General features: G+C 50.9%; 19 protein-coding genes and 1 pseudogene. 16 read left to right on the top strand and 4 right to left on the bottom strand.

The genetic code is table 11. The annotated features are described in order from the left end of the window. Positions 1–8 precede the first annotated feature (8 nt). From MUN86_RS20590 to MUN86_RS20575, 4 genes are all read left to right on the top strand, one after another. The gene (locus MUN86_RS20590) at positions 9–422 is read left to right on the top strand and encodes a VanZ family protein (protein WP_245119869.1); all 414 of its coding nucleotides are present in this window, start codon (positions 9–11) and stop codon (positions 420–422) included. A 218-nt stretch (positions 423–640) separates the two neighbouring features. After that, a complete protein-coding gene (locus MUN86_RS20585) occupies positions 641–856 on the top strand; it encodes a hypothetical protein (RefSeq protein ID WP_245119868.1) in 216 nt (71 codons plus the stop codon). Positions 857–902: 46 nt separating this feature from the next. Next, the gene (locus MUN86_RS20580; RefSeq protein WP_245125832.1) at positions 903–1,550 is read left to right on the top strand and encodes a hypothetical protein; all 648 of its coding nucleotides are present in this window, start codon (positions 903–905) and stop codon (positions 1,548–1,550) included. Continuing rightward, positions 1,454–1,942 carry a M28 family metallopeptidase gene (locus MUN86_RS20575; protein ID WP_245119867.1) on the top strand — a complete coding sequence of 163 codons (489 nt, stop codon included), beginning with the start codon at positions 1,454–1,456 and terminating at the stop codon, positions 1,940–1,942. The genes MUN86_RS20580 and MUN86_RS20575 overlap by 97 nt, the downstream gene beginning before the upstream one ends. Before the next feature lie 167 nt (positions 1,943–2,109). On the opposite strand, the gene MUN86_RS20570 is transcribed toward MUN86_RS20575, so the two are convergent. Then, the gene (locus MUN86_RS20570; protein ID WP_245119866.1) at positions 2,110–2,655 is read right to left on the bottom strand and encodes a hypothetical protein; all 546 of its coding nucleotides are present in this window, start codon (positions 2,653–2,655) and stop codon (positions 2,110–2,112) included. Between the two features lie 320 nt (positions 2,656–2,975). Beyond that, positions 2,976–3,872 carry a YicC/YloC family endoribonuclease gene (locus tag MUN86_RS20565; protein WP_245119865.1) on the bottom strand — a complete coding sequence of 299 codons (897 nt, stop codon included), beginning with the start codon at positions 3,870–3,872 and terminating at the stop codon, positions 2,976–2,978. 147 nt (positions 3,873–4,019) lie between these two features. On the opposite strand from MUN86_RS20565, the gene MUN86_RS20560 reads away from it, so the two are divergent. The 7 genes and pseudogenes from MUN86_RS20560 (at position 4,020) to MUN86_RS20530 (ending at position 11,501) form a co-directional block, all read left to right on the top strand. Beyond that, the gene (locus tag MUN86_RS20560) at positions 4,020–5,303 is read left to right on the top strand and encodes a TonB-dependent receptor (protein WP_245119864.1); all 1,284 of its coding nucleotides are present in this window, start codon (positions 4,020–4,022) and stop codon (positions 5,301–5,303) included. A gap of 8 nt (positions 5,304–5,311) precedes the next feature. Continuing rightward, entirely contained in the window at positions 5,312–6,844 is a 1,533-nt protein-coding gene (locus MUN86_RS20555) for a TonB-dependent receptor domain-containing protein (protein WP_245119863.1), read from the top strand. A gap of 187 nt (positions 6,845–7,031) precedes the next feature. Further along, a pseudogene (locus tag MUN86_RS32800) lies at positions 7,032–8,107 on the top strand (beta-helix domain-containing protein); the annotation flags it as partial. A gap of 114 nt (positions 8,108–8,221) precedes the next feature. Then, positions 8,222–8,698 carry a T9SS type A sorting domain-containing protein gene (locus MUN86_RS32795; RefSeq protein ID WP_502592244.1) on the top strand — a complete coding sequence of 159 codons (477 nt, stop codon included), beginning with the start codon at positions 8,222–8,224 and terminating at the stop codon, positions 8,696–8,698. Between the two features lie 199 nt (positions 8,699–8,897). After that, positions 8,898–9,668 (top strand): glycosyltransferase, encoded by a 771-nt coding sequence (locus tag MUN86_RS20540; protein ID WP_245119860.1) that lies wholly within the window; start codon positions 8,898–8,900, stop codon positions 9,666–9,668. Between the two features lie 26 nt (positions 9,669–9,694). Then, positions 9,695–10,111, top strand: a complete 417-nt coding sequence (locus MUN86_RS20535) for a glycosyltransferase (protein ID WP_245119859.1) — start codon at positions 9,695–9,697, stop codon at positions 10,109–10,111. Between the two features lie 130 nt (positions 10,112–10,241). After that, on the top strand, positions 10,242–11,501 hold the full coding sequence (locus MUN86_RS20530) for a lipopolysaccharide biosynthesis protein (RefSeq protein WP_245119858.1): 1,260 nt from the start codon (positions 10,242–10,244) through the stop codon (positions 11,499–11,501). 71 nt (positions 11,502–11,572) lie between these two features. Here the strand turns inward: MUN86_RS20530 and MUN86_RS20525 are convergent, their stop codons facing one another. Then, entirely contained in the window at positions 11,573–12,415 is an 843-nt protein-coding gene (locus MUN86_RS20525; protein ID WP_245119857.1) for a class I SAM-dependent methyltransferase, read from the bottom strand. Positions 12,416–13,337: 922 nt separating this feature from the next. Between MUN86_RS20525 and MUN86_RS20520 the strand changes: the two genes are divergently transcribed. The 4 genes from MUN86_RS20520 to MUN86_RS20505 all read left to right on the top strand — a co-directional run bounded on the left by MUN86_RS20520 (position 13,338) and on the right by MUN86_RS20505 (position 17,664). Then, complete coding sequence (locus tag MUN86_RS20520) at positions 13,338–14,375, top strand: hypothetical protein (RefSeq protein ID WP_245119856.1); 1,038 nt, start codon at positions 13,338–13,340, stop codon at positions 14,373–14,375. Further along, positions 14,327–15,967, top strand: a complete 1,641-nt coding sequence (locus MUN86_RS20515) for a PA14 domain-containing protein (protein ID WP_245119855.1) — start codon at positions 14,327–14,329, stop codon at positions 15,965–15,967. Before MUN86_RS20520 ends, MUN86_RS20515 begins: the two co-directional genes overlap by 49 nt. 201 nt (positions 15,968–16,168) lie before the next feature. Continuing rightward, the gene (locus MUN86_RS20510; protein ID WP_245119854.1) at positions 16,169–16,825 is read left to right on the top strand and encodes an RNA polymerase sigma factor; all 657 of its coding nucleotides are present in this window, start codon (positions 16,169–16,171) and stop codon (positions 16,823–16,825) included. Further along, positions 16,822–17,664, top strand: coding sequence for a hypothetical protein (locus MUN86_RS20505; protein WP_245119853.1), 843 nt, complete (start codon positions 16,822–16,824; stop codon positions 17,662–17,664). Before MUN86_RS20510 ends, MUN86_RS20505 begins: the two co-directional genes overlap by 4 nt. Before the next feature lie 515 nt (positions 17,665–18,179). Here MUN86_RS20505 and MUN86_RS20500 read toward each other — a convergent pair. After that, positions 18,180–19,163 carry an AAA family ATPase gene (locus MUN86_RS20500; protein ID WP_245119852.1) on the bottom strand — a complete coding sequence of 328 codons (984 nt, stop codon included), beginning with the start codon at positions 19,161–19,163 and terminating at the stop codon, positions 18,180–18,182. A 505-nt stretch (positions 19,164–19,668) separates the two neighbouring features. Between MUN86_RS20500 and MUN86_RS20495 the strand changes: the two genes are divergently transcribed. Then, positions 19,669–22,494: a PAS domain-containing hybrid sensor histidine kinase/response regulator gene (locus tag MUN86_RS20495; RefSeq protein ID WP_245119851.1), complete on the top strand. Its 2,826-nt coding sequence runs from the start codon at positions 19,669–19,671 to the stop codon at positions 22,492–22,494. The last annotated feature ends 37 nt before the right edge of the window (positions 22,495–22,531 follow it).

Below are 22,531 nucleotides of genomic sequence, written 5' to 3'. Positions count from 1 at the left end.
AGGTATTCGTGTCTAGGGTAATAACTGCGCCGCCCGCGCCCCGTGGACGCCCGTTTATGGGCTTGCCGCTGGCGTGGGCGGCGTTTGTTTTGGTGCTTACCTTGACCCCAGCCGAGGACATGCCGGAGCTGCCACCTTGGGAGCTCATATCTTTTGATACCGCCGCGCATGCTTTCGTTTTTGTGGTGCTGGCTGTTTTAGCTGTTTTCTCGGCGCGTCGGCAGCAGGCTTGGCCATGGCTGCGCCGCTGGGCCTATTTGGTGGTTTTCGGGGGAAGTATTGCTTATGGTCTGTTAATCGAACTATTGCAAACCGTTATGCACATGGGCCGGCACGGTGAGTGGTCCGATGCCCTGAGTGATTCTATAGGAGTAGGTATAGGGCTGCTGTTTGCTTACGCTACGCGTCGTTGGTGGGAATAAAGCTAGCTACACCTCAAGCACGATTTCAAATAAGTTGCCTGCGTAACTATCGTAAGCTTGCGTAAGGCTTATGTTATTAGTTGATGAGCAACTTCAACCATATAGGTAGCAAGCATTCCAACGCTTCCTTCCAGGGCATTCGTGCCTCCGCACAACGTGTTAGGCTCTTCGTAGCCTGCTTTTGCAAGCAGGTACGTCCGACGGTTGTGGTAGCAGCTATGCTTGGCGTCATACCGCCACTAACTCCAGTTGTAGCGCAGGATATGACGCGGGTGCGCCGCACAATTCAGGACCTAACGGCACCAGACATGCTAGGCCGGGGCTACGTCCGCCGCGGCGACCAAAAAGCGGCCGACTACGTACGCAGCCGTTTCCGCCAACTCAACCTCCAGCCACTAGCGCCTAACTACACCCAAGCTTTCCCCTTGATGTAAATACTTTCCCTAGTGAATTGGAACTCAAGCTCGGGGCTCCCGTCGTTTGCGTCCCGGCGTTGATTTTATTGCCGCGCCTAACTCCGGGAGTGGCCGTATTGGCGGGTCACGGTCAGTTGCGGTTGTTGCAAAGCTAGATACGGCTGTTTTTTCAGACCTGTTAGCGCAACAACGCTTCTTGCAGAAGCCATGGCACGGTGGGGGTGTGGTAATTGATGCCCGGTACACTAAGCGAGTTGATGTGCTGCCCATTCCTTTACGTCAGCATCTGGATTCGGCCGCTTTCGTGCTAACTATCGTGCCCAAGCTCACGGCATCTTTGGCTCCTACTCAGAGCCAGCAAACTAAGCTAGATGTACTGGAATCGGTCTGGTCTAAGCATATAACTGCTCTTCGAGATAAAGAGTCGACCTCTGTTGCGTTGCGTGTTGATGCCGAGTTGAAGCGAGATTACCAAACCCAAAACCTAATAGGGTATGTGCCTGGTCGTATCCGTCCTGATTCTTTTCTCGTTGTTACGGCCCACTACGACCATCTAGGAACAATGGGGAAGCGTGCATACTTCCCCGGGCTAATGATAATGCCAGCGGTACAGCAATGCTGTTGGAGCTTGCTGCTTATTATGCCCTTCCCGAAAATAGACCCGCTTACTCGGTGGTGTTTATTGCCTTTGGGGCAGAAGAGGCTGGTTTAGTAGGCTCTAGCTTCTTTGTAAATCATCCCTTAGTACCTCTTGATCGTATCCGTTTTCTAGTGAACCTAGACCTGCTTGGTACTGGCTCGGAAGGAGTAACGGTTGTGAATGCCCGTGAACTGCCCAGTCAGTTTCAATTGCTCCAGCGCCTGAACGAAGCTCGTCATGCGGTGCCTAGCTTACTTGCCAGAGGTCGCGCTGCCAACTCCGACCATTTCCCTTTCTCAGAGCAGGGAGTGCCGGCTTTCTTCCTGTATACACGGGGCGGCATTACAGCTTACCACGATGTGCAAGACCGTGCCGAAACACTGCCTTTGACTGCTTTTGCTAGTGTTTTTGGCCTGGTTAGTAGCTTCCTTGATGCACTCGGCGCTCATCCAACAGCGAAGTAGCAAACGATAGGAGTCCAAAGAGCCTGTAAGAGAAGTCAACTGACTAGTGGTTGGACCAAACTGAAAAACTCAACTCCTCTCTACAAAGAGAAGCGCCCGGAATCACAGCCAAATCTGGCAAGTGATTCCGGGCGCTTCTCTTTGTAGAGAGGAGAAACGGCGTGTAGCTATTCGTTCGTTCTGAAAGAACTCATGATCTGCTTGGCTACTGTTTCCCATTCTGGCTTCTGACGGTCAGCACAGGTGAACGTGCACATAAGAAGTTTGCCTTCTACGTCTGTGAAGAAAATAAGCTGATACACTTCGTGGCCGAGTTCAGGCTTCATCAACTCAAGATAGCCCACTTTACGACCACTCACCTCTTTAATACCGTTGCCAAACCACTTAGCCTCTTTGAATTGCTTCGTATAGGTTTTATAGAAGTTAGCAGCATAAATGTCGATCATGTCCTGATCAGCAGTATTGTCCGTGTACGTGAATGCCAAGCTAGCCTCTTTGCTATTAGTGTAGATTACGCTTGGACGGCTTTGCGCACGGGCATAGTTGAAATCCATCTGCTGTTCGCTCATGACTTCAAATCCCTTGGGGATCAAAATCTCCACTCGCTCACTTAACACGCGCTTCTTGATAAGTTCTACTTCAGCATAAGGGCGAAACGCCGTTAGAAAAAGAAGTAAGCAAAGGGTAGCTGGAAAAAGTACTACTTTTTTCATAATAAATGATTGAAAAAAGATGAAAATCAACTTGATGTTTATCTCGTGTGCCAAACGCTTTATCTGTTTGGATAACACAATTTACGAACGATTTACGAACTTACAAGAGCACTATGTAAAATAGTTTTCCGTGTATAGCTCAAACTCACTAAAAACTGCATTTTTAAGCTTTAAGGAGCATAATTAAAAATATGACGTTATGTATCGATGAAATTTAATGGTTAGGTTTGTTAGGTATAAATCAAAAAGAAATAGGAAAATTTACATGATACATTTTATTATAAAAATGCAAATTAATGCCACGTCAATATGCTTTGCACTTAAAGAATATTATTGATTTGTTCTTTGATTTTTTCTAACTCTTCTTTCATGCCGACTACTAGGTGTTGTACAATAGAGTCATTGGCTTTCGAGCCAATTGTATTGATTTCGCGGCCCATTTCTTGCGAAATAAATGCCAGTTTCTTCCCAGTAGGCTCTGGTAAATACACAGTTTCGGTGAAATAATGCAAATGGCTGACTAACCGTACCTTTTCCTCGGCGATGTCTAGCTTCTCTATATAATATATGAGTTCTTGTTCGAAGCGACTGTGATTGAACTGTTCGCTACTAGCGAGATCTGCAAGATGGGCCCGGAGCCGTTCACGTACTTGCTCTACCCGGTTGGGATCGTGGCGTTCTATTTCCGCTAACTGAATGCGTATACTATCCAAGTAGCCTAAAATCTCGGTAGTGAGGGTTTGTCCTTCCGTGCGCCGAAACTCGTTTGTCCGGTCCAACGCTTCTTGTAATAAGGGCAGTAATTCATCCCACGCTGTTTCTTCCTCCTGCTCAGGTAGCGATACTCCCTCAGCAGGCAAGCGCATGCTTCCTGGTAATGCCTTGGCAATGCTCGCTAATACGTCGACCGATACCCCTATCCGGCTGCTTAGTTCTACCAACTCCTGGTAAGCAGCCGTCAAGGCAGCTTGGTTGACTATGCCCGTTTGACTATTAGTAGCCCGCGCGCGGGTGAAGTCAAAGTTCAGATTCACTTTGCCGCGCACTAAGCTTCTGGTAACCAAGTTCCGGATTTCTAATTCTCGGTCTTGCAGAAAGCGTGGCAGACGAAGTGTTAAATCCAGTGACTTGGAATTCAGGGATTTAATCTCGACGGTAGCAGAGTAAGTGTCGGTGTCGCGGTGAGCAACACCGTAACCGGTCATGGATTGGAGCATGAGTAGAAAAGGTAAAAGGGCCGCAAAAGTAGTAGTTTCTTTCAGGTTCAGAGGCGATTAAGAGGCGCGTAACACAAGGGTAATCTGCGCGCAATGTTGGCGTAATAGGAGCCCGGTAGTTTTGTGTCGCCAACGAAAATTCACTGTATGCGTCATCTTTTTCTCCTGTTTTTAGGCTTGTTGTTTAGTACGCTAACAATGGCCCAGCAAGGCTCTATCGTCGGCAAGGTTACCGATAAAAAAACCGGTGATGGTGTAATCGGAGCTACCGTTATCGTGACAGGTACTGTGCAGGCTGCGCCAGTGGATGTTGAGGGTAACTACGAATTAAAGCTTGATCCGGGTACCTATGATATCACAATGACCTACATCGGCTATAAGCCGCTGACTTTTACAGGCATTGCAGTAACTGCCGGTAACAAAACCACGCTCAACGGGTCGATGGAAGAAAGCACTACGTCACTAAAAGAAGTTACGGTGACGGGGCAGAAGCAAACTGGTACTGAAGTAGCCATGATTCAGGACCTCAAGAAGAGTGAGGTAGTAGTGAGCGGCATGAGCAACGACCAGATTGTGAAAACGCTGGACCGAGACGCATCAGAAGTAGTGAAGCGAATTCCGGGCGTTACAATCCAGAACAACAACTTCATTGTGATCCGCGGTCTGGCCGAACGATATAATACGGTAATGCTTAATGGGTCTCTCACGCCTTCTGCCGAGGTAGATACTCGTTCATTTTCGTTTGATATTCTGCCTTCATCCGTGATTGATCGGGTGCTTATTTTCAAATCGGGAGCGCCTGAACTCCCCGGAGAATTTGGCGGCGGGATTGTGCAGGTTTACACGAAGAACAGTGTTCTAGAAAATTCGGGTTCGTTTACCGCATCAGGATGGGCACGGAGCAACACTACATTTAAGAGCGGGTATCAAGAAAGCAGCCATAGCGGAACAGACTGGCTAGGATATGATAATGGTCGCCGCCAACTTCCTAACACGGCCCCATCCTATATAGATAGGTCTCTATCTGGAGAGGCACTGCAGCAGGTTGGGTCTTCACTACGCAATGAATGGACTCCGCGCCTAACGACTGCTCGCCCCGACATGCGTCTTTCACTGGGCCTGAATCGAAAGTTTGAGTTAGGGAAAACTTCCTTCAGCAATGTTACGTCCCTCTCGTACTCCAATACCCGTGAGCAGTATGATATCGAGCGTAACCGCTATGAAGCCTATGTGCCTTCTACCAACAGTGCACCCCCGTTTCGTCTATATAGTGACCGTCGTGCAGTAACTAGCTCGCGCTTGGGCATCATTCATAACTGGCAGGCCCGTATCAATGACCGTAACCGCATAGAGTTTCGCAACTTTCTTAACCAATATGGAACCGATGAGGTCGTGAACCGAACTGGTATAGACTATAGCCAAGGGGATTAGGTGATGGTGTGCTGCGCGACAACACGGCTTTGCATTATCAGAGCCGGACTATTTACTCCGGGCAGTTGAGCGGCACGCATGATATTGGATCCGCATTGGCTTCTACCGTGACTTGGACTGGAGGATACAACTACGTATTCCGCGACGAGCCCGACTACCGGCGATTCCGTATTGAGCAGCCGGAAGATATGTCTCAACCCCGCCGCTTGGGAGTAAGCAACAACGGTAACCAGTTCGATGCCTCGCGTTATTATTCGGATTTAAAGGAAAATACGTACATGGGAAGCGGTCAGTGGGAGCGCCGCATCACAGGTCGGGACTCTACAAAAGCCAATCAATACAAAATACGGGCTGGTTTTTACGTAGAGCATAAGCAACGCGACTACAACAGCCGATTCTTCTCCTACGTCCGTAATACCGACGGTGCACCGTTCGAACGAGACCTACTGTTGCTCTCACCTAACGAGGCTTTCACAGCAGAAAATCTGCGGCCCGGTGGCTTTCGGTTGCAAGAGGGTACTCAGCCCGAAGACCGTTACACAGGAAAAAACACGCTGTTCGCAGGCTATGTCTCGGCGGTAGCGCCTATCTCGGATGCCTTTAGTGTATCGGGTGGTGTACGGGTGGAATACAACCGCCGCACGCTGTTGCCAGGCAATGATAAGAGTTACAAGGAGGTGCGCACTATCCCTATGCCTTCCCTAAATGCTACCTACAACTTCAACGAACGCAGCCTAGTTCGTCTTGGTGGTAGCGTGAGCGTGAACCGGCCGGAGTTCCGCGAAATCGCTAACTATACATATTACGACTTTGCCAACGACCTCTATATTAAAGGCAACGACAGCTTGAAAACGGCTACTATTTACAATGCGGATCTGCGGTATGAGTTTTACCCATCGCGCTCCGAACTATTATCTATCGGAGTATTCTATAAGAACTTCAGAGACCCTATTGAGCAAACCACTCAGTCGACACCTGGTACTGACCTGTACCTAACTTATCAGAATGCCAAGCAGGCATATGATGTAGGGGTGGAGATTGAAGCACGCAAATCATTTGTGGAGCTTACTGAGAACCCTTTTCTGCAGCACTTCTCGCTGGTGTTGAATGCATCCTTAATTAAGAGCCGTGTTAAGCTTGCCGATAACCGCACTAATAACGGCTTTGCTCTTTCCGACCGTCCGTTGCAAGGTCAATCACCCTATGTAGTAAACACAGGCATATTCTATCAGGATGATGAACAGCGCTGGCAGGTTTCGGCCCAATACAACATTATTGGTCCCCGCATCACGTTCGTAGGTGACCGGAGCCAGAACTATTCGGTATTCGAATTGCCTCGCAATGTAGTGGACTTGGCCGTGACAAAAGGATTTGGTGAGCATTTCGATCTACGCCTTGGCGTACAAGATCTGTTCAACCAATACGTGCGGCAGTATTATGATTTCAACCGCGACGGGAAAATTAACAACGGTGAAAACGGATCATTTGCTCATTACCGCCGAGGCACGTATTCCACTGCTGGTCTGACCTACAAATTCTAATTACCACAAGCAAGAAAGCAGGGCTAATAGTCCTGCTTTCTTGCTTTTAGGCGGTGTACTTAATGATATAGTAACATCATCTTAACCAATTGACAACCTTCAAAAAGGGATAAGTAGTCACCTTCCAATAGACCTTTGTCCAGGTTTTTGCCTCATCGTTCCCCCTCACCGTACGTCTATTTGCCCCATGAAAAAGCTTTTACTCTCTGCTTTCGTAGCAATGGCCGCTGTGGCCGCTAATTCACCCACTGCGTTAGCTCAAACGGCTTGTCCCGCTGCTCCGGCTCCTACCGTACTGAGTGGCAACCTCACTACGCAAACTTTAAGCCGCAACACCATCTATCTGTTGCAAGGCTTTGTGTATGTGCCAAACGGCGTGACGTTAACTATTGAGCCGGGTACAATTATTAAAGGAGATAAGGTCAGCAAAGGAAGTTTGATTGTACAGCGCGGTGGTCGGCTTATTGCTGACGGAACCCCCACTCAACCTATTGTATTCACGTCCAACCAACCTGCTGGTTCCCGTGCCGCTGGTGACTGGGGTGGTATCATTCTGTGTGGCTCTGCACCGCAGAACTTACCCGGCGACCCAACAATTGAAGGTGGCCCAGTAGCTAATTTCGGTGGTACGAATGCCGCCGATAACTCCGGGATTCTGCGCTATGTGCGCATCGAATTTCCCGGTGTTGAGTTTGTTGCTAACAATGAAATCAATGGTCTGACGCTAGGTGGTGTTGGTTCCGGTACCATCATCGACTATGTGCAGGTATCTTATTCTGGCGACGACTCCTACGAGTGGTTCGGGGGACAGTGAATGCCAAGCACTTAATTGCTTTCCGTGGCCTCGATGATGATTTCGATACAGACAATGGCTACTCAGGCAAGGTGCAGTATGGTGTATCGTTGCGCGACCCTCAGGTTGCTGACGTTGCCTCGGGCGGTGCTTCCAACGGCTTTGAAAGCGACAATGATGCGACAGGAACAACGAATACTCCCCGTACATCGGCTACGTTCTCAAACATGAGCGTGTTTTTGCCAGGCCCGCTGACTGCAGCTGATCCGGCTTTCCAACGCGGCGTACATATCCGGCGTAACTCAGCCATTAGCTTATTCAATAGCGTAATTACCGGGTTCCGTCGTGGTGTACTAGTAGATGGCGCAGCTACTGAAGGGAATATAACTAGTGGGGCTTCAGCATTCAAAAACAACGTCTTCGCTGATATCAACTCCGGTTCGGCTACTAGCTACTTTGCAGTAAACACGGGTAGTACGTTTGATGCCAATGCTTATTTCAATGATGCGGCTCGTGCCAATACTACCTTTACCACAGTAGGCGCATTGGGCTATAGCTCCACCAACTTCATTATCAACACCAACGTGCCGCCGGCTTTCAATTTGCCTGCTGCTTCAGTATTGAATACAGGGGCAAGTTTTACGGATGCTAAGTTAGCAGATGCTTTTTTTGACAAGACCGGTACGTTCCGTGGTGCTTTCGGAGCCACTAACTGGGCGCAAGGGTGGACCAATTTTAACCCACAAATCACTTGTTACAACGCTCCCGGCCTCACGCTTTCCAACAGAAAAGCCGATGAGCAAGTGCAAAGCCTGAGCGTAGCGCCAAACCCTACTGAAGGCGCTGCTAGGCTTACCTTCGACTTGAAGCGCGCCAGTACCGTGACGGTGCGTGTACTGGACATAACAGGCCGTACTGTTGCCGTTGTGCGCAACGGGCAGAAACTTAGCACCGGTGTACAGAACGTTGAACTGCCAACTTCCTTGCAGGCTGGCTTGTATGTAGCTTCGGTTACGACTGCCGAATCCACTCAGGCTGTACGCTTTGTAGTTGCCAAGTAAGCTTTTTAAGCATAAGCTTCAAGAAAAGGCCTGCCTCAACAGAGGTAGGCCTTTTCATGTTTGGTAGAACTACTTTCACTCTGTCGACAATGGCTGACAACTACGCATAATATTTAGATTGCACTGTTTGCGTGCTATTGTCCTGCAGTGGTTTCGTGAATTTGGTAGAAGTCGAATTAATTATCTTATCACCGCTTGCATGAAGCTTCGTATTCTGCATTTGCCCAAGTGGTATCCCAGCCGCTACGATGATCAGGATGGGGACTTTGTGGCTCGACAGATAGAGGCCATTGCGCGTGTTGCAACCGATGAAGCACCTTTGCAGACTGCCGTCGTATTTGCTGCGGTGGCGCGTGGCCCTTTGCCTTCGCTTATTGATGTGGAGGTAAAACTAAGTGGCCTTGTGCCTACGTGGCGCTATTACTACCGTGCCCACATCACGGGCTTAGCGTGGCTCGATAAGCCCTTGAAACTACTCTTGTGGCTGGTGTGTATCTGTAAGGGAGTGCGGGCAGTGCGGCAATATTGGGGTGGAGATAAGCCGGACATTGTACACGCTCATATTATGCTGCGAACTGGAGTAGTGGCATTGTGGCTAAAATGGTGGCAACGAATACCCTATCTGCTTACCGAGCATTGGACCATCTTCTTGCCTGTCAATGTTTGGCGGTTAGGCTGGCTACGAGGGCGAGTAGCGGCGCTGCTAATGCGTCAAGCCGCTGCCTTCACTCCTGTGTCAGAAGACTTATGCAAGGCGCTAGCGCGGCTTGGAGCCATCAACAAGCGGACGATTATAATTCCGAATGTAGTAGATACCGACTTGTTTCATCTACCCGACGAGCCAACTGCCCGCCGGGGTTTGCTGAACGTTGCGGCTTTCAACGAGCAAGCAAAAAACCTCAGCGGTATCTTACGCACTATCGCACGGCTGCGTACTACGCATCCTGCCTTGGGGTTCACCTCCGGATAGCTGGTTACGGAGCGGCTGAGCAGCAAATGCACCAATTAGCAACTGATTTGGGGTTGCTAGACGATGGTACGGTGGAATTCCTGGGTAAACTAAGCTCCGCTGAAGTGGCCGAGGAAATGCGGCAGGCTCAAGCTTTAGTGTTGTTTTCCAACTATGAAAATTTGCCTTGTGTGCTCATCGAAGCCCAAGCTAGCGGGTTGCCAGCGGTAGCAACTGCTGTAAACGGGGTACCCGAGTTGCTACCTAATGATGGTTCCAAAGGCCTGCTCGTGGCTGCAGGCGACGAGGAAGCGTTAGCTCGAGCGCTGCTGATTGTTTTGCAAGAGTCCAGTAGTCGTTTTGATGCGGTTGCCTTGCGGGCAGATGCTGTTGCGCGGTTTAGTTATCCGGCCGTTGGGGCAGCTTTTCGTCGGGTTTATCAACAGATTATCCTGAGGCAATAATACTGCAGGCATACCTATATCTTGTGCTGCTATCTTGTCTTGTTCCTAAAAGAAGCAAACCATACATAATAAGTGCTTGCCCTAAGTGCATTTTGTGTTACAGCGTCCTGTGCTTGTTTTTATTTATTGAATGTTCCGCCGCGTCATCCAGAATTTCGTCACTCGCTTAGCTACAGCCTTGCTGAGCTTTGTGGTCGTATGGCTGACGGCACGCTACTTAGGAGCTGCTGGGAGGGGCGCGGTAAGTTTATTTGTTACTGATTGCGCGGCGCTTCTGCTGTTCATCGGATTGCTTGGTGGGTCGTCTCTGATTTATCTGGTGCCCCGCCGCAACGTGTGGCATCTGCTGTTGCCAGCGTACGGCTGGGCCCTAATTGTTTGCTTGGTAGGTACAGGAATAGTAGCGCTAGTGCGTGAAGTATCGGCAGAGTATCTCGGGCATTTGCTGGCGCTGACGCTGCTGCAAGCTTTCTTTTCAATTAATACGTCCTTATTGCTCGGGCGCCGCCAGGAAGTTATGTACAACGGCCTGTTGGTGGCGCAAGTAGCCTTGCTGGTTGGCGGACTGTTGGTGGCTTTTTGGGGCCTTGGGTGGCGGGTAGTCCCGGTTTATTATTATGCTGCGTACCTAGCCTACGGAGTGCCCTTGGTAGCAAGTCTGTGGGCATTAAGTAAGCTACCCGACCGGCTATGCGGCGGGCGGCGGCTTCGGGCAACACTGCGCGAGCTAGGGCGACACAGCCGAGGAGCGCACTTTTCCAACATCCTGGCCTTTGCCAACTACCGACTCAGCTACTACTTTGTGGCCCATTTTGCGGATGCCCGGGCCCTTGGTATACTCTCAGTAGGAGTGGCGCTAACGGAAGCCATCTGGCTGATTCCGCGTAGCACGGCTTTAGTGCAGTACGTTGATTTGGTGCACGCCGGCAAAGAGGGCGTACCAGTTGCCGCCTTACGCGTATCGCGGCTGGCGGTGCTAGGGACAGCCAGTGCCGTTGGGTTGCTGGCTTTACTGCCGCCCGCTGTGCTGAGCGCAGTATTTGGGCCAGAGTTCGGCGCGGCTCGCCCCGTAATTCTGTTATTAGCGCCGGGTGGCATAGCAATGGCGCTCCAGATTTTGTGTAGTTCCTATTTTGCCGGACTGGCCCGCTACCGTATCAATAATACAGCCTCGGTGCTCGGGTTGCTGGTGACGCTGGCAGCGTGTGTGCTGTTGATTCCTCGGTTTGGTATTCATGGCGCCGCGCTAGCTAGCACGCTTTCTTATGTAGCGTCTACAGTCTTTTTGCTGTTTCAGTTCTATCGGGCTACTGGCGCGGCGCCCCGGGCTTTTCTACCAAGTTCCACTGATTTAGCTTCCCTCTGGAGTGCGGCGCGGCATAAGATGTAAGCACTTGCCCTATCCGCCTTATATGAATAAGGTTGCTATGATGCAGAAGTTCCAGTTGCGGAGCGTAAGTATTAAGCGGTAGGTGAGGAGTTAAGTGACGGCTCTACTTTTATCGTCACTTCAAAGGCGGGAACCGGGTCAGCTAGCGGATCAAACGTGTAGATTGGCAGAGGAACTAGCGAATACAATGCGCACAGCGTATTCTCCACTTGCACAAGATGCCCGGCAGCAGTAGTCGGGAGCCCATCCAGAATACCAGCAAGCACCTCCCAGCGCGGTTGACCCGGTTGTCGGTTAGCATCGTGCCATATCACTATGGTGTTTGGCCCAACCAAATGCTCGAACACGCGGCGTGTATCGGTGCGTACGGCTTCGTAGCGGTGGTCGCCATCTATAAATACCACATCGAAATGCCCTAACGGAGCGAAGTCGAAGGTGGCGGAGTTGCCGTGTAGGTGAATGACATTTGGCAGTGGCCGCGAAAAAAAGCCGTGCAATTCAATGTACCGTTCACTCAGGCCCATACGGCGCATTTCCGCTGCCGATAAGTTGAGAGTGTGTACCGAAGTGGCTACTTCCGCTACGTTGGCAGCGCTCTCACCGCGCCACGTCCCGATTTCGAAGTAGCGGCAGCCTGCTACGCGACTAGCTACTGCGCGCAGCAAGAGCAGGTCAGTGGGAAGCGAACCACCATCACGAAAAGCAAACGGCCGCACAAGCTGGATGCCTGCCGATAGGAAGTAGGTGAGGGGTACTGCTGGCAAACCAGTAGGGGCGAGGCCACGCGTGCTATGCGCTAGCGCCTGTTGCTGCCAAGTGGTTTCGTCGGCGGCTAGCACATGGTTGAGCAGCCACGGATTACGGGCCAAACGCGTAAGGCCCTGCAGGGCTTTTTTGAAACGGGTAGTAAGCACAGATCAAAAGTACAGTGGCAGCAGCTAAACCTATATAGTAGGTGAGCAAGCATAATAGGTTTGCGCCTTGCCCCTGCCGACAACGTGCTGTGTGGTTCTAGTCCACATATACGTTTTGTCTTTCTCTCTTTGTGAAAGGCTGTAGCTAATATGCAGTTTAGTTAGGCGTTATAACTAATTCAAGCCTACTGAATAAGTTGATCCACAACATGGTGCGGAATCATGTGAATCTTAAAAATTATTGCTTATCTGTGATAAGTATTCATAAGTGTAAAGAAAAACATAGCTTGTGAATATGATTAATTCTTGTAAAAAAGCTGGTCTAGTTGATTGATGTAATTACATAGCAGAGGATAAGTATAAATAGAGTAACTATTAAAAGTGCAGAACTAGAAAGTGTAACTGCAGCTAATTCAAGAAACAAAATTTGCCTTTAATCATGCATAGCATCGGTAATAAGTCTTATTAAGTAATTTTAATGGTACTTTATTAAGTTAACTAAAATCAGTTCTTGTGCTTTAGAAACCGAATCAAGTGGTAAAATCATATTAAATTAGCTTAGTTATTGTACTATAAGATAAGTTTAGTTCAATTTTAGTTGATTTTATAGATTTTGTGCAAATGCCTGTATACCTTCCTTTCAAGGTGTTAGTAAAAATAGCACTGTATCAAGGGATCAAAGTTGTTTTCAGGCCTTTTAAACTTTTGTATGCAAGTTGCTACTCACTTACGTACTCGGTGCTACAGCAAACTCCGCGCTGTGGCGGACTCCCAGAAAAAACTATGGCTAACAGCGTGCTTACTCGTTCTCGCTGTCGTCACTCGAGCTCAGACTCTGACTCTTCCAATCGAAGTTCTAGGTGCGCAAGGCGTCACCCAGACTGTAAGCGTAACGGTACCATCAGGCAACACGGCCACCCACTTGTGGCTCCAAGCCAATAACCTCTCCTACGACAACAAAGCCAGCGTCCGCATCAACAACGGCGCCTGGATCAACCTCAACAATACTACTTGCGACGTTGCAGAGCCTGGCAAGAGCTATGGTGGTATCGGCGGCGGGCACAACACCATCAAAATGAAGTTGGCTCTGCCAGAAGGCTTAGTACTGAATGGTGCCAACCAGATCAGCTTCCGCTTCAACCAGTCTGATGGCGTAACAATCGGTTATCGTATTATCAGACTCAACTTCCTGAATGCTGGTGGTACGCGTTTGATGCCCGCTAGCTCTTTCGCTGACGAAAATCCGGCTACTTGGCAGGCACCTCGTCCGGGCGCATCGGACGTTGCCGCTGGTCAGCAGTTGTGGAGAAATGCTTCCCTCAACGAGTCGTATTTGCCAAATGCACGCGTATTGCAAGCCAAATGTGCCGACTGCCACGCACAAGACGGCCGCGACCTGAAATACTTTAATTATTCCAATCGCTCTATTGTTGAGCGCGCCAAGTACCACGGCCTGTCTGTAACGCAAGCCGAGCAAATTGCTTCCTACATTCGCTCCCTCACGGCTCCTGCTCCAGCTACCGCTCGGCCTTGGAACCCGCCTTACCAGCCAGGTCCTGGTCAAGATTCTAAGCCATTGGTAGAGTGGGCCGCCGGTGCCGGCATCGACGCAGTACTCGATAGCGACGCCGAAAGCCTGCCTTATATCTTCCCAAATGGCGTTAACGAAGCAGCCCTTGCTACTTCCTCCACGCTCAACATCCGCGAAATTCCGGTGGCCATGCAGTTTCTGGATTGGAAGCACTGGCTGCCGATTATTCACCCAAAGGATGCTTGGGGCGACGAGTTCAACAACTCCAATCTGAACAAGATGTATAACGGGCAAGGTTCGGGCAACACGGCTATAAACCTGCGCCGGAGCCTGACTACTGGAAACCAAACCTACCGGTTGGGGGCATCTACATGCCAGGTATGCAAACCGATATGTCGGATTGGCAGCACGAGCGGAATATGTTCCTAGTGCCCAAGGTGGCCAACGGAGTAAACTGGAACCGCGAGCATGCTATTAAAGTGTACTCCACTGCTCTGTGGCAAACGGTTAAGTTCTGGGAACTGATGCAGGAGTTCAACCTCGAAGGTATGGGCCCGGCGCTGTACGGTAACAAGAGCGAAGCCCGGACGTGGCCTGGCCTCGTGCGTCACGTATTCGAAACGTCGCCTCAGCGTTTGAACATTCCATTTGGCCGCGACGATTTGTCGCACAACAACAAGGCCGTCAACAACGTGTATGCTTCCAATGCTTGGTATCATACGCAAATGGTACTCAGCAGTGGCAACCGCCACAACAACGGTTTCTATCCTGTAGACTGGGGCTACTTGTACGGCTTGGTAAAAGACTTGAACCTGGCTAGCAACGACCGAGTGTCGGAATTGTCTCGGATGCTTTTGATTGTGGTGAAAGCAGCCCAACAAGCCGACAACGGCAATGGCCCGGACCGGCCTTTCGAAGGCTGGAACATCATGCGCAACCACGCTCCCTCGGTGCTCATAGAAGACCTGCAGGAAAACTTGTGGGAGCATGTTAGCCCAGGCATGAAGAAAGATATTTTGGAAGCTTACTTGCGCACTTGGTTTAAGAAGAGCCGCTCGTATCCTGCTTCGCAATACTCCCGAGGCTTCGACCCCTTCGATGCTTCTCCAACCGACTACGTTCCCGTAATTCCACCAGCTGGTGGTGGCAACTCTGCCGACAAAGTGTGGTACATGATTCCGCAAATGCGGCGCGCTGGAGTTGACTGTGGTTTGCTCAACGAAATTGCTGATTGGGCCAAGGTTATGTGGCCAGCAGGCAACTGGGCTTCGCTCAAAGTCAACAACTGTGCTCCTCAAGCCGTTTTGCGCGCCCCCGAAAACCCAGCTCATACGCTCTCTGGCTTGGAGTACGGCTACTACGAAGGCAACTTCACTACCCTACCAAACTTCGACGCGCTAACTCCTACCCGTTCAGGGGTGGTCTCCGAGATTAGCTACGCTCCTATCCTGCGTCAAAGCAACTTTGCGCTCCGCTTCCGTGGCTACATTAACGTCCCTACCGATGGGTTGTACCAGTTCCTAGCCAACTCCGACGACGGGTCCCGGATCTACATTGGCTCACAGCTAGTTGTTGACAACAACGGTTCACACGGTGTGGACGAGAAAACCGGCACTATTGGGTTGAAAGCAGGCAAGCACGCCATTACGGTAGTCTACTTCGATGGTGGCGGCGACAAGGTGATGAACATCCGGTATAGCAGTCCCAACGGCACCAGAGGTAACATTCCGGCCAGCGCTCTGTCGCGCATCAACCCGAATCCTCCATTGGCAACAAAAGGAGCAATTGATATCGAAATCGGCTTGTATCCTAACCCAACCCGGTCTGAACTGAACTTGAAAGTGCCTAGCCGCAACGCAAGCTACCGGATACTCGACCAGCTTGGCCGGTCGGTGTTGCAGGGCACAGCTGCCACTGGCTCTGCCGTACTCAACGTGAGTAACCTGCCTGCTGGTATCTATCACATGGAGGTTACTACACCGGAAGGTCGGGTAATACGCAAGTTTGTTAAGCAGAGCTAACCTACTATTTTTTACTACCCTCAGAAAAGCCGCTTCCTGTCTGGAAGCGGCTTTTTTTATGGTGCGAGAGCAACAACCAGCATCCTGCTTTTTGCTTTCAAGCAGGACACCAGTAACATTCTAAAGCCCGTTATTTATTGTACTTTGTTCGGGCACTCTTTGCTTAGAGCCGAGAGTATGTTCGGGTTATCAAGTAAAGCCTTGAAAATAAACTCTAGCAAGTCAGCAGCCTTTTTCCGTGCTGGCTTGTCTGCCCTGATGTTCCCCACCACGACCACGGGGGCGAAATATTCCTGCATGCCGGCTTCTTCCGACCTCGACGCCCTGCTTGCCCGCTGCTCCCGCCGCGAACCAGCCGCTCAACGGGCGTTGTATGCTCGTTATGCCGGCCGAATGATGGGAGTGGCTCGTCGCTACGCACGCACTTTGCCAGAGGCCGAAGATATTTTGCAGGACGCCTTCGTGAAAGTTTTCTCTTACCTAAGTGAATTCCGGGCGGAAGGCACGCTCGAAGGCTGGATTCGACGCATTGTTGTAACCACAGCCATTAACCATTGGAAAAGCGGCCGAATGCGTCGCCAAACCCAAGGTGCTTCGCTCAATGACATAGCCGATCCGCCAGCGGCTGACGCATCTGCTCTCGACCAGTTGAACGTGGCGGAGGTATTGGCACTGATGGAGCAACTACCCGACGGTTGCCGCTTAGTGTTGCTGTTATATGCCGTCGATGGTTACTCTCACCGCGAAATCAGTGAACTCCTAAACATCCAAGAAAGCACCTCTAAAGCGCAACTCAGTAAAGCCCGCAAACAATTGCTCCAACTCTACCACCGGCAGAATAACTACATCCGACTATGATTCAGGAAACTGAAGATGACCGCCTGGACCAGTCGCTGCGCGACACGTTCAGTGACTTCGACCTGCCGCCTTCCAGCCATGTGTGGACTGGAATAGAAAGTCATTTGTCGGCACAGCCAGCCCCCACCCGGCCGTTGCCGCTTCTGCTGGTGTTGCCGATTGTAGGGCTGGTTGGCGTAACCGTTGGATGGCTGCTGCCCCGGCCGGCCACCATAAGCCCTGTGCCCCGGCCCGCCAACGAAGCCACTACCAAAACCCGACTGGCAAGCCTAAGCACTCAACTACATAAGAATGCAGGAACTGCGTACACGATACCTCGTTCTTCAACGATAGCCTTGGCTTTTCCCCACACTTCCAAGCAAGTAACCGCTCTCATCGATAAGCCTATAGCCAAGCGAATAGCAACAACATTCTCACCCAAAGCCAAAAGTCACAACTCATCTCCGCCGCCTGAATTTGTAGCCTCTGCAAACACTCTTACTCCCATCGACTCACTGCCTTTGCGTGCTGTGTCTTCAATTGAATCAGTAGCCGCACTTGCAGAAAGTGCGGTGCAACCAGAATTGCCCATCATCTCGCAGGTTGGGCCGTCAGTAAATCAAGCACTTGATACAAGTGTAGCTGCGGCGCCATCGGTTAGGTCTAGTACAGCCGAAGCACTGGAGCCAAGCCAAAGAGTGGAGGGATTACGTGAGCGGCGTCCTGAATACCGAGTACCTACCCACCGGTTAGCCGAGCGAGGCCGGGGGCTGCGGCGCATTCAGAACAATTTTGTCAAGCATTGGCAGCACTTTTTTGGCCCGCATCGGGCTCGAGTAGCCGCTCAGCCTGATTTTTAAAATGGAATTTTAGACACAAGTAGGGATAGGCAAATGCTGCGCTGTCTGGGTCGTGTTCTTTGAAAATAAAAGAGTAGGCAATAGCAGCCTTTCTCAGTGGTTTGCTGTCTAGGGAGGAACAAACTTGAATTTGTTGGAAGTAGTGCAGTCAGGTTTCACTTGCTAATCGCCCCGCTTCGAGGGTTTAGATAGTATACACTCTATGGCCGTTCTGATTCAGTCCTCTACCAAATTGCCATTGCCCTCTCGTGTTGCAACTCCTGGCCGGCCCGATTCGTCGGGCTTGTGGCTGCTAACTGTTGCTTTGTTTCTGTTGCTGATTGTGGGAAGAGTAGCAGGCTATACTCCAACGCAACCCGCCGTCAAAAAGCGCACGACCAGTAACCTGATATTGCCACCGCAAAGTTTTCAATTGCCTGTCAATCAGGGTGCAATACGTGCTATTCCTGGGCCGGTAAAACCTCAGGCATCTACTTTTGCCAGGGCCGCACATTAATGTCTGGCTGCTCTATTACTTAGCTGATCGGCACCTTGCCGAGAATGGCTTCAATGAAATCCTGGGTGCGAATACCATCGGCTTCGGCTTCGTAGGTTAGCAGAATGCGGTGGTTGAGTACGTCGGTGGCCACGTCTTTTATGTCTTCTGGCAGCACGTAGTCACGCTCATCGAAGTAGGCTACGGCTTTGGCGGCTCGGTGCAAGGCAATGCTGGCCCTCGGGCTTACACCAAACTGCACGTACTGCTGAAATTGGGGAAGGTCGTAGTCGGTAGGCTTGCGGGTTGCAAATACTAGCTCAATGATGTATTTCTCGAGCGTCTCTGAAATCTGAACCTGATTAATTTGCTGACGAATACCGAAGATGTCTTCCTTGGTTAGAATTGGGTTGACCTCACCTACGTAGCTCATGTTAGCCATCCGGCGCATTACTTCCAGCTCGTCGGTTTTTTTCAGGTAATCCACAAAGACCTTCATCATAAACCGGTCGACCTGAGCCTCAGGCAAAGGATAAGTGCCTTCCTGCTCTACTGGGTTTTGGGTAGCCAGCACCAGAAAAGGCAAATCCAGTGGATAAGTCGTTTCGCCAATTGTCACTTGTTTCTCCTGCATGGCTTCTAACAGGGCGCTCTGTACCTTGGCAGGAGAGCGGTTGATTTCGTCGGCCAGTACGAGGTTGGAGAAGATAGGACCCTTTTTTACTTCAAATACCGACTGATTCTGGTTGTAAATCATGGTGCCCACCAAGTCGGAAGGCAACAAGTCGGGCGTGAATTGTACACGCTGAAAATCCAAGTGCAATACTTTGGATAGCGTGCTGATAGTAAGGGTTTTGGCTAGGCCAGGTACGCCCTCGAGCAAGATGTGGCCGCCCGTAAATAAGCCGATCAGTAGGCGCCCAACCATGTAATGTTGGCCTACCACTACTTTCCCAACCTCGGCAAATACTTGCTTGATTTTCTGCTGATAGTCGGGAATAGAGGTGGTTTCAGGCGAAAGCATAGGTGGTGCTGAGTAGGAGGATGGCAATAAAGGTAAAGAATCAGGAGGCTTCGCCTAGTAAGAGTAAGCTAGGACTATAGCATTCAATAGAAAAGGATGTGCGGTTGTTAGACGCTGCAATTGCGCATTTTGGACTTACTTGGCTACGTTTGTACGCTATAGATGTTATCTGTCTCAGAACTTTACCGTCCGCTTCAGCGCCTTATCGACTTTATTGTCTGACCATTGGCTATTATCGTGCGGGGGGTGCTATTGCGCTAGCACATTTCACTGACGAGCAAAGAAGAGACTTGAAGGTGAGGGCGTAACGTTTATGTTTACTGGTTTGCACTTATTTGTAGTAATATGAATATATAAAGCATATGGCTTCGCCAAATGTAGTTGTACTGACCGAGTAAGGTGGCTTGCTTGGCGGCTAGGCTGCATAGTTCAGCCAGCCCCTCTGGGATGCCGCTCTATAGGCATTACCTTAGTGAAGTTGTAAAAACCGCGCTGTGCTTCTTTTATGAAACCATCTGCTCCCTCCATCCCACTTTTCGCCACCGGCCAACCAGGGCAACCTGCTACCGATGGGCAGGTGGACGAGTTGAAGCGGGAGTTAGCAGCTGCCCAACAACGAGAACAACAATTGCGTGCTCAGCGCGACTTTTACGCCGATATTCTTCAGGAGCTTCCTATTGAGGTAGTGGTTCTGGATCAGCACTTTCGCTATGTGTATGCCAATCCGCAGGCCGTGCCCGACGAGGAAGCCCGCACCTGGCTACTGGGGCATACAGTACTCGATTACTGCCAGCGATATCATTTCCCCGTTGAGTTAGCCGAACAGCGGCGTCGCGTCTTCGATAAGGTCTTGCAAGAGCAACAGCAAGTTAGCTGGGAGGATGTTACACCCTATCCGGAAGGCCCGCGCAGCCACCAGCGCTATTTCAAGCCTATGGCGCGGCCTGCTGCTGAGCCGCCACTGATGTTAGGCTATGGCTTGGACATCACCGAGCGACTAGCTGCCGAAGTGCGCAGCCGTCAAAATAAAACCATTGCCGACGAGCGACAAACTCTTATTCAGCAGGTAACCGACGCAAGCCCGCAAGTCATCTACGTGCGCGATGCGCTAGGGCAGCTTATCTTCCGTAATCGGGCTTTTTATGAGCTGGCGGCGCGTACTCACCATGCGGCACCGCAACAACTGAATCTGGCCGAAGCCATTGAACTGCGCCAGTGGGAGGCAGCCTATCGGGAAGTGCTGCACCACCAGCATCCCGTTATGCAAGAAAGCTCTTGCACCCTAGGCGATGGTAGCGTGCTGTGGTTTCAGATCAGTAAGCTACCGCTGCCCCAGCCCGACGGTACGGTGCACGTCCTGACTATTGCTACTGATATCACCGAAATAAAAGAAGCTCGCCAGACGCTAGAGCGTAGCACCACCCAGTACCGCGACTTGCTGGCCCATACCCAGGCGCTTATTGGCACCCATGATATGCAGGGCCACCTGCTATCAGTGAATCCGGCTGTGGAGGAGTTGATGGGACTGCCAGCTGCCGCTATTGTTGGGTGCCATCTTACGCAGGCTGTACCACCCGAACTGCGCGCCGGTGTGCAGCAATACCTAACTGAAATCAAAGTAAATAAGCATAGTCAGGGGGTGATGAAGCTTGTCAACCAGCACGACGAACAGCACTATATTCTATTCAACAATTTCAAAGTGGATGATCCAGGGAAAGAGCCGTACGTGGTAGCTTACGGGCAAGTAATCACAGAGCGAGTACAGGCCGAACGGGAGTTACGCCGTGCCAAGCGCGAAGCCGAAGCAAACGCCCGCGCCAAAGAAAATTTCTTGGCCAACATGAGCCATGAAATCCGTACCCCCATGAACGGCGTGCTTGGCATGGCGGGCTTGCTCGCCAAAACTCCCCTCGATGCGCAGCAACGTCAATATTTAGATACAATTCTGACATCGGGCCGCAACCTGTTGGCCGTTCTCAACGATGTATTGGATATGGCTAAAATATCCGCGGGCAAGCTTGAACTCGAGCATATACCTTTCGACCTCAGCAAATCCATTCGCACGGCAGCTCAAACCTTAGCGTACCGCGCCGCTGAGAAAAATCTACTATTCGATATCCAGCCACTAAGCCTCTCCGAGCCTGTGGTGCTCAGCGACCCTTACCGGCTTAACCAAGTGTTGCTCAACTTGCTTAGCAACGCCATTAAGTTCACGGAGCGAGGCAGCGTCACGCTAGGCAGCGACGTACTCCGTGATACACCTACTGCCGTTACCATTCGGTTCTGGGTGCGCGATACGGGCATTGGTATTCCAGCCGACAAGCAAGAACAGATTTTCGAGAATTTCACCCAAGCCTACGCCGACACGTCTCGTCGTTTCGGCGGTACTGGACTTGGCCTTACCATTAGCCGGAGCTTGGTGCAGCAACTAGGCGGCGAATTAGAGCTGTCAAGCACACCGGGGCAAGGCACATGGTTTGCCTTCACGCTTACGCTACCTAAAGCGCCCGACCAGCAGGCACCACCCTTGCCCGCCGTTCCCGATTATAACCGTCTCCGCGGTACCCGTGTGCTGCTGGCTGAGGATAGTGCAACTAATCGTCAACTCACGACCCTTATTCTCAAGAATTGGGGTATTGCCGTTGATAGCGCCGTGAACGGTCCCGATGCGTTGGCCTTGTTTCAGGCGCGCGACTACGACGTGATATTGATGGACATTCAGATGCCGGGCATGAGTGGCTTGGAAGTGACCGAAGCTATCCGCCAAAGCTCGGACCCTGCACGGGCTGATATTCCGATAATTGCCCTCACGGCTAATGCTTTCCGCACCGACCGGGAGCGGTACCTACAAGCTGGCATGAACGACTGTCTTACCAAACCTTTCGAAGAGGCCGACCTCTACCAAAAATTAGTGGCCCAGCTTTTCCCCGCCGACAACCGACCCACCATGCCTGCCACGCCAGCCGCTGTGCCAGCGCCAACTAATAAAGCCTCAATGGCTGCTCCCCTCTTTGATTTAAGTCAACTAGAGCGAAACGCCCATGGCAATCAGGATTTCATGCGTCGCATGATCAATGTATTTCTAACCGAAATACCTGTAGTAGCTACCGACCTAACCGATGCTGCTGCGGCTAAAGACTGGTTGGGTTTGACTACGCTGGCGCACAAGCTGAAATCCTCTCTGAAACTGTTTCAAGTAGCAGCAGCCTTCGACGATCTACATATATTGGAAGAGCAGCACGCCTCTCCCGAAACCCGGCAAGTAGCAGCCCGCCGTCTAAGTGAGTTGCTAGAGCGCGTATGTGCTGCATTACAGTTAGCTGTAGGCTAAGCTATAGGGCTCTCAAGATTTCGTGTGGATCAAAGAA

The sequence above is a fragment of the Hymenobacter volaticus genome (genome assembly GCF_022921055.1).
Lineage (GTDB): Bacteria > Bacteroidota > Bacteroidia > Cytophagales > Hymenobacteraceae > Hymenobacter > Hymenobacter volaticus.
This window is presented reverse-complemented; position numbering and strand designations above follow the sequence as displayed.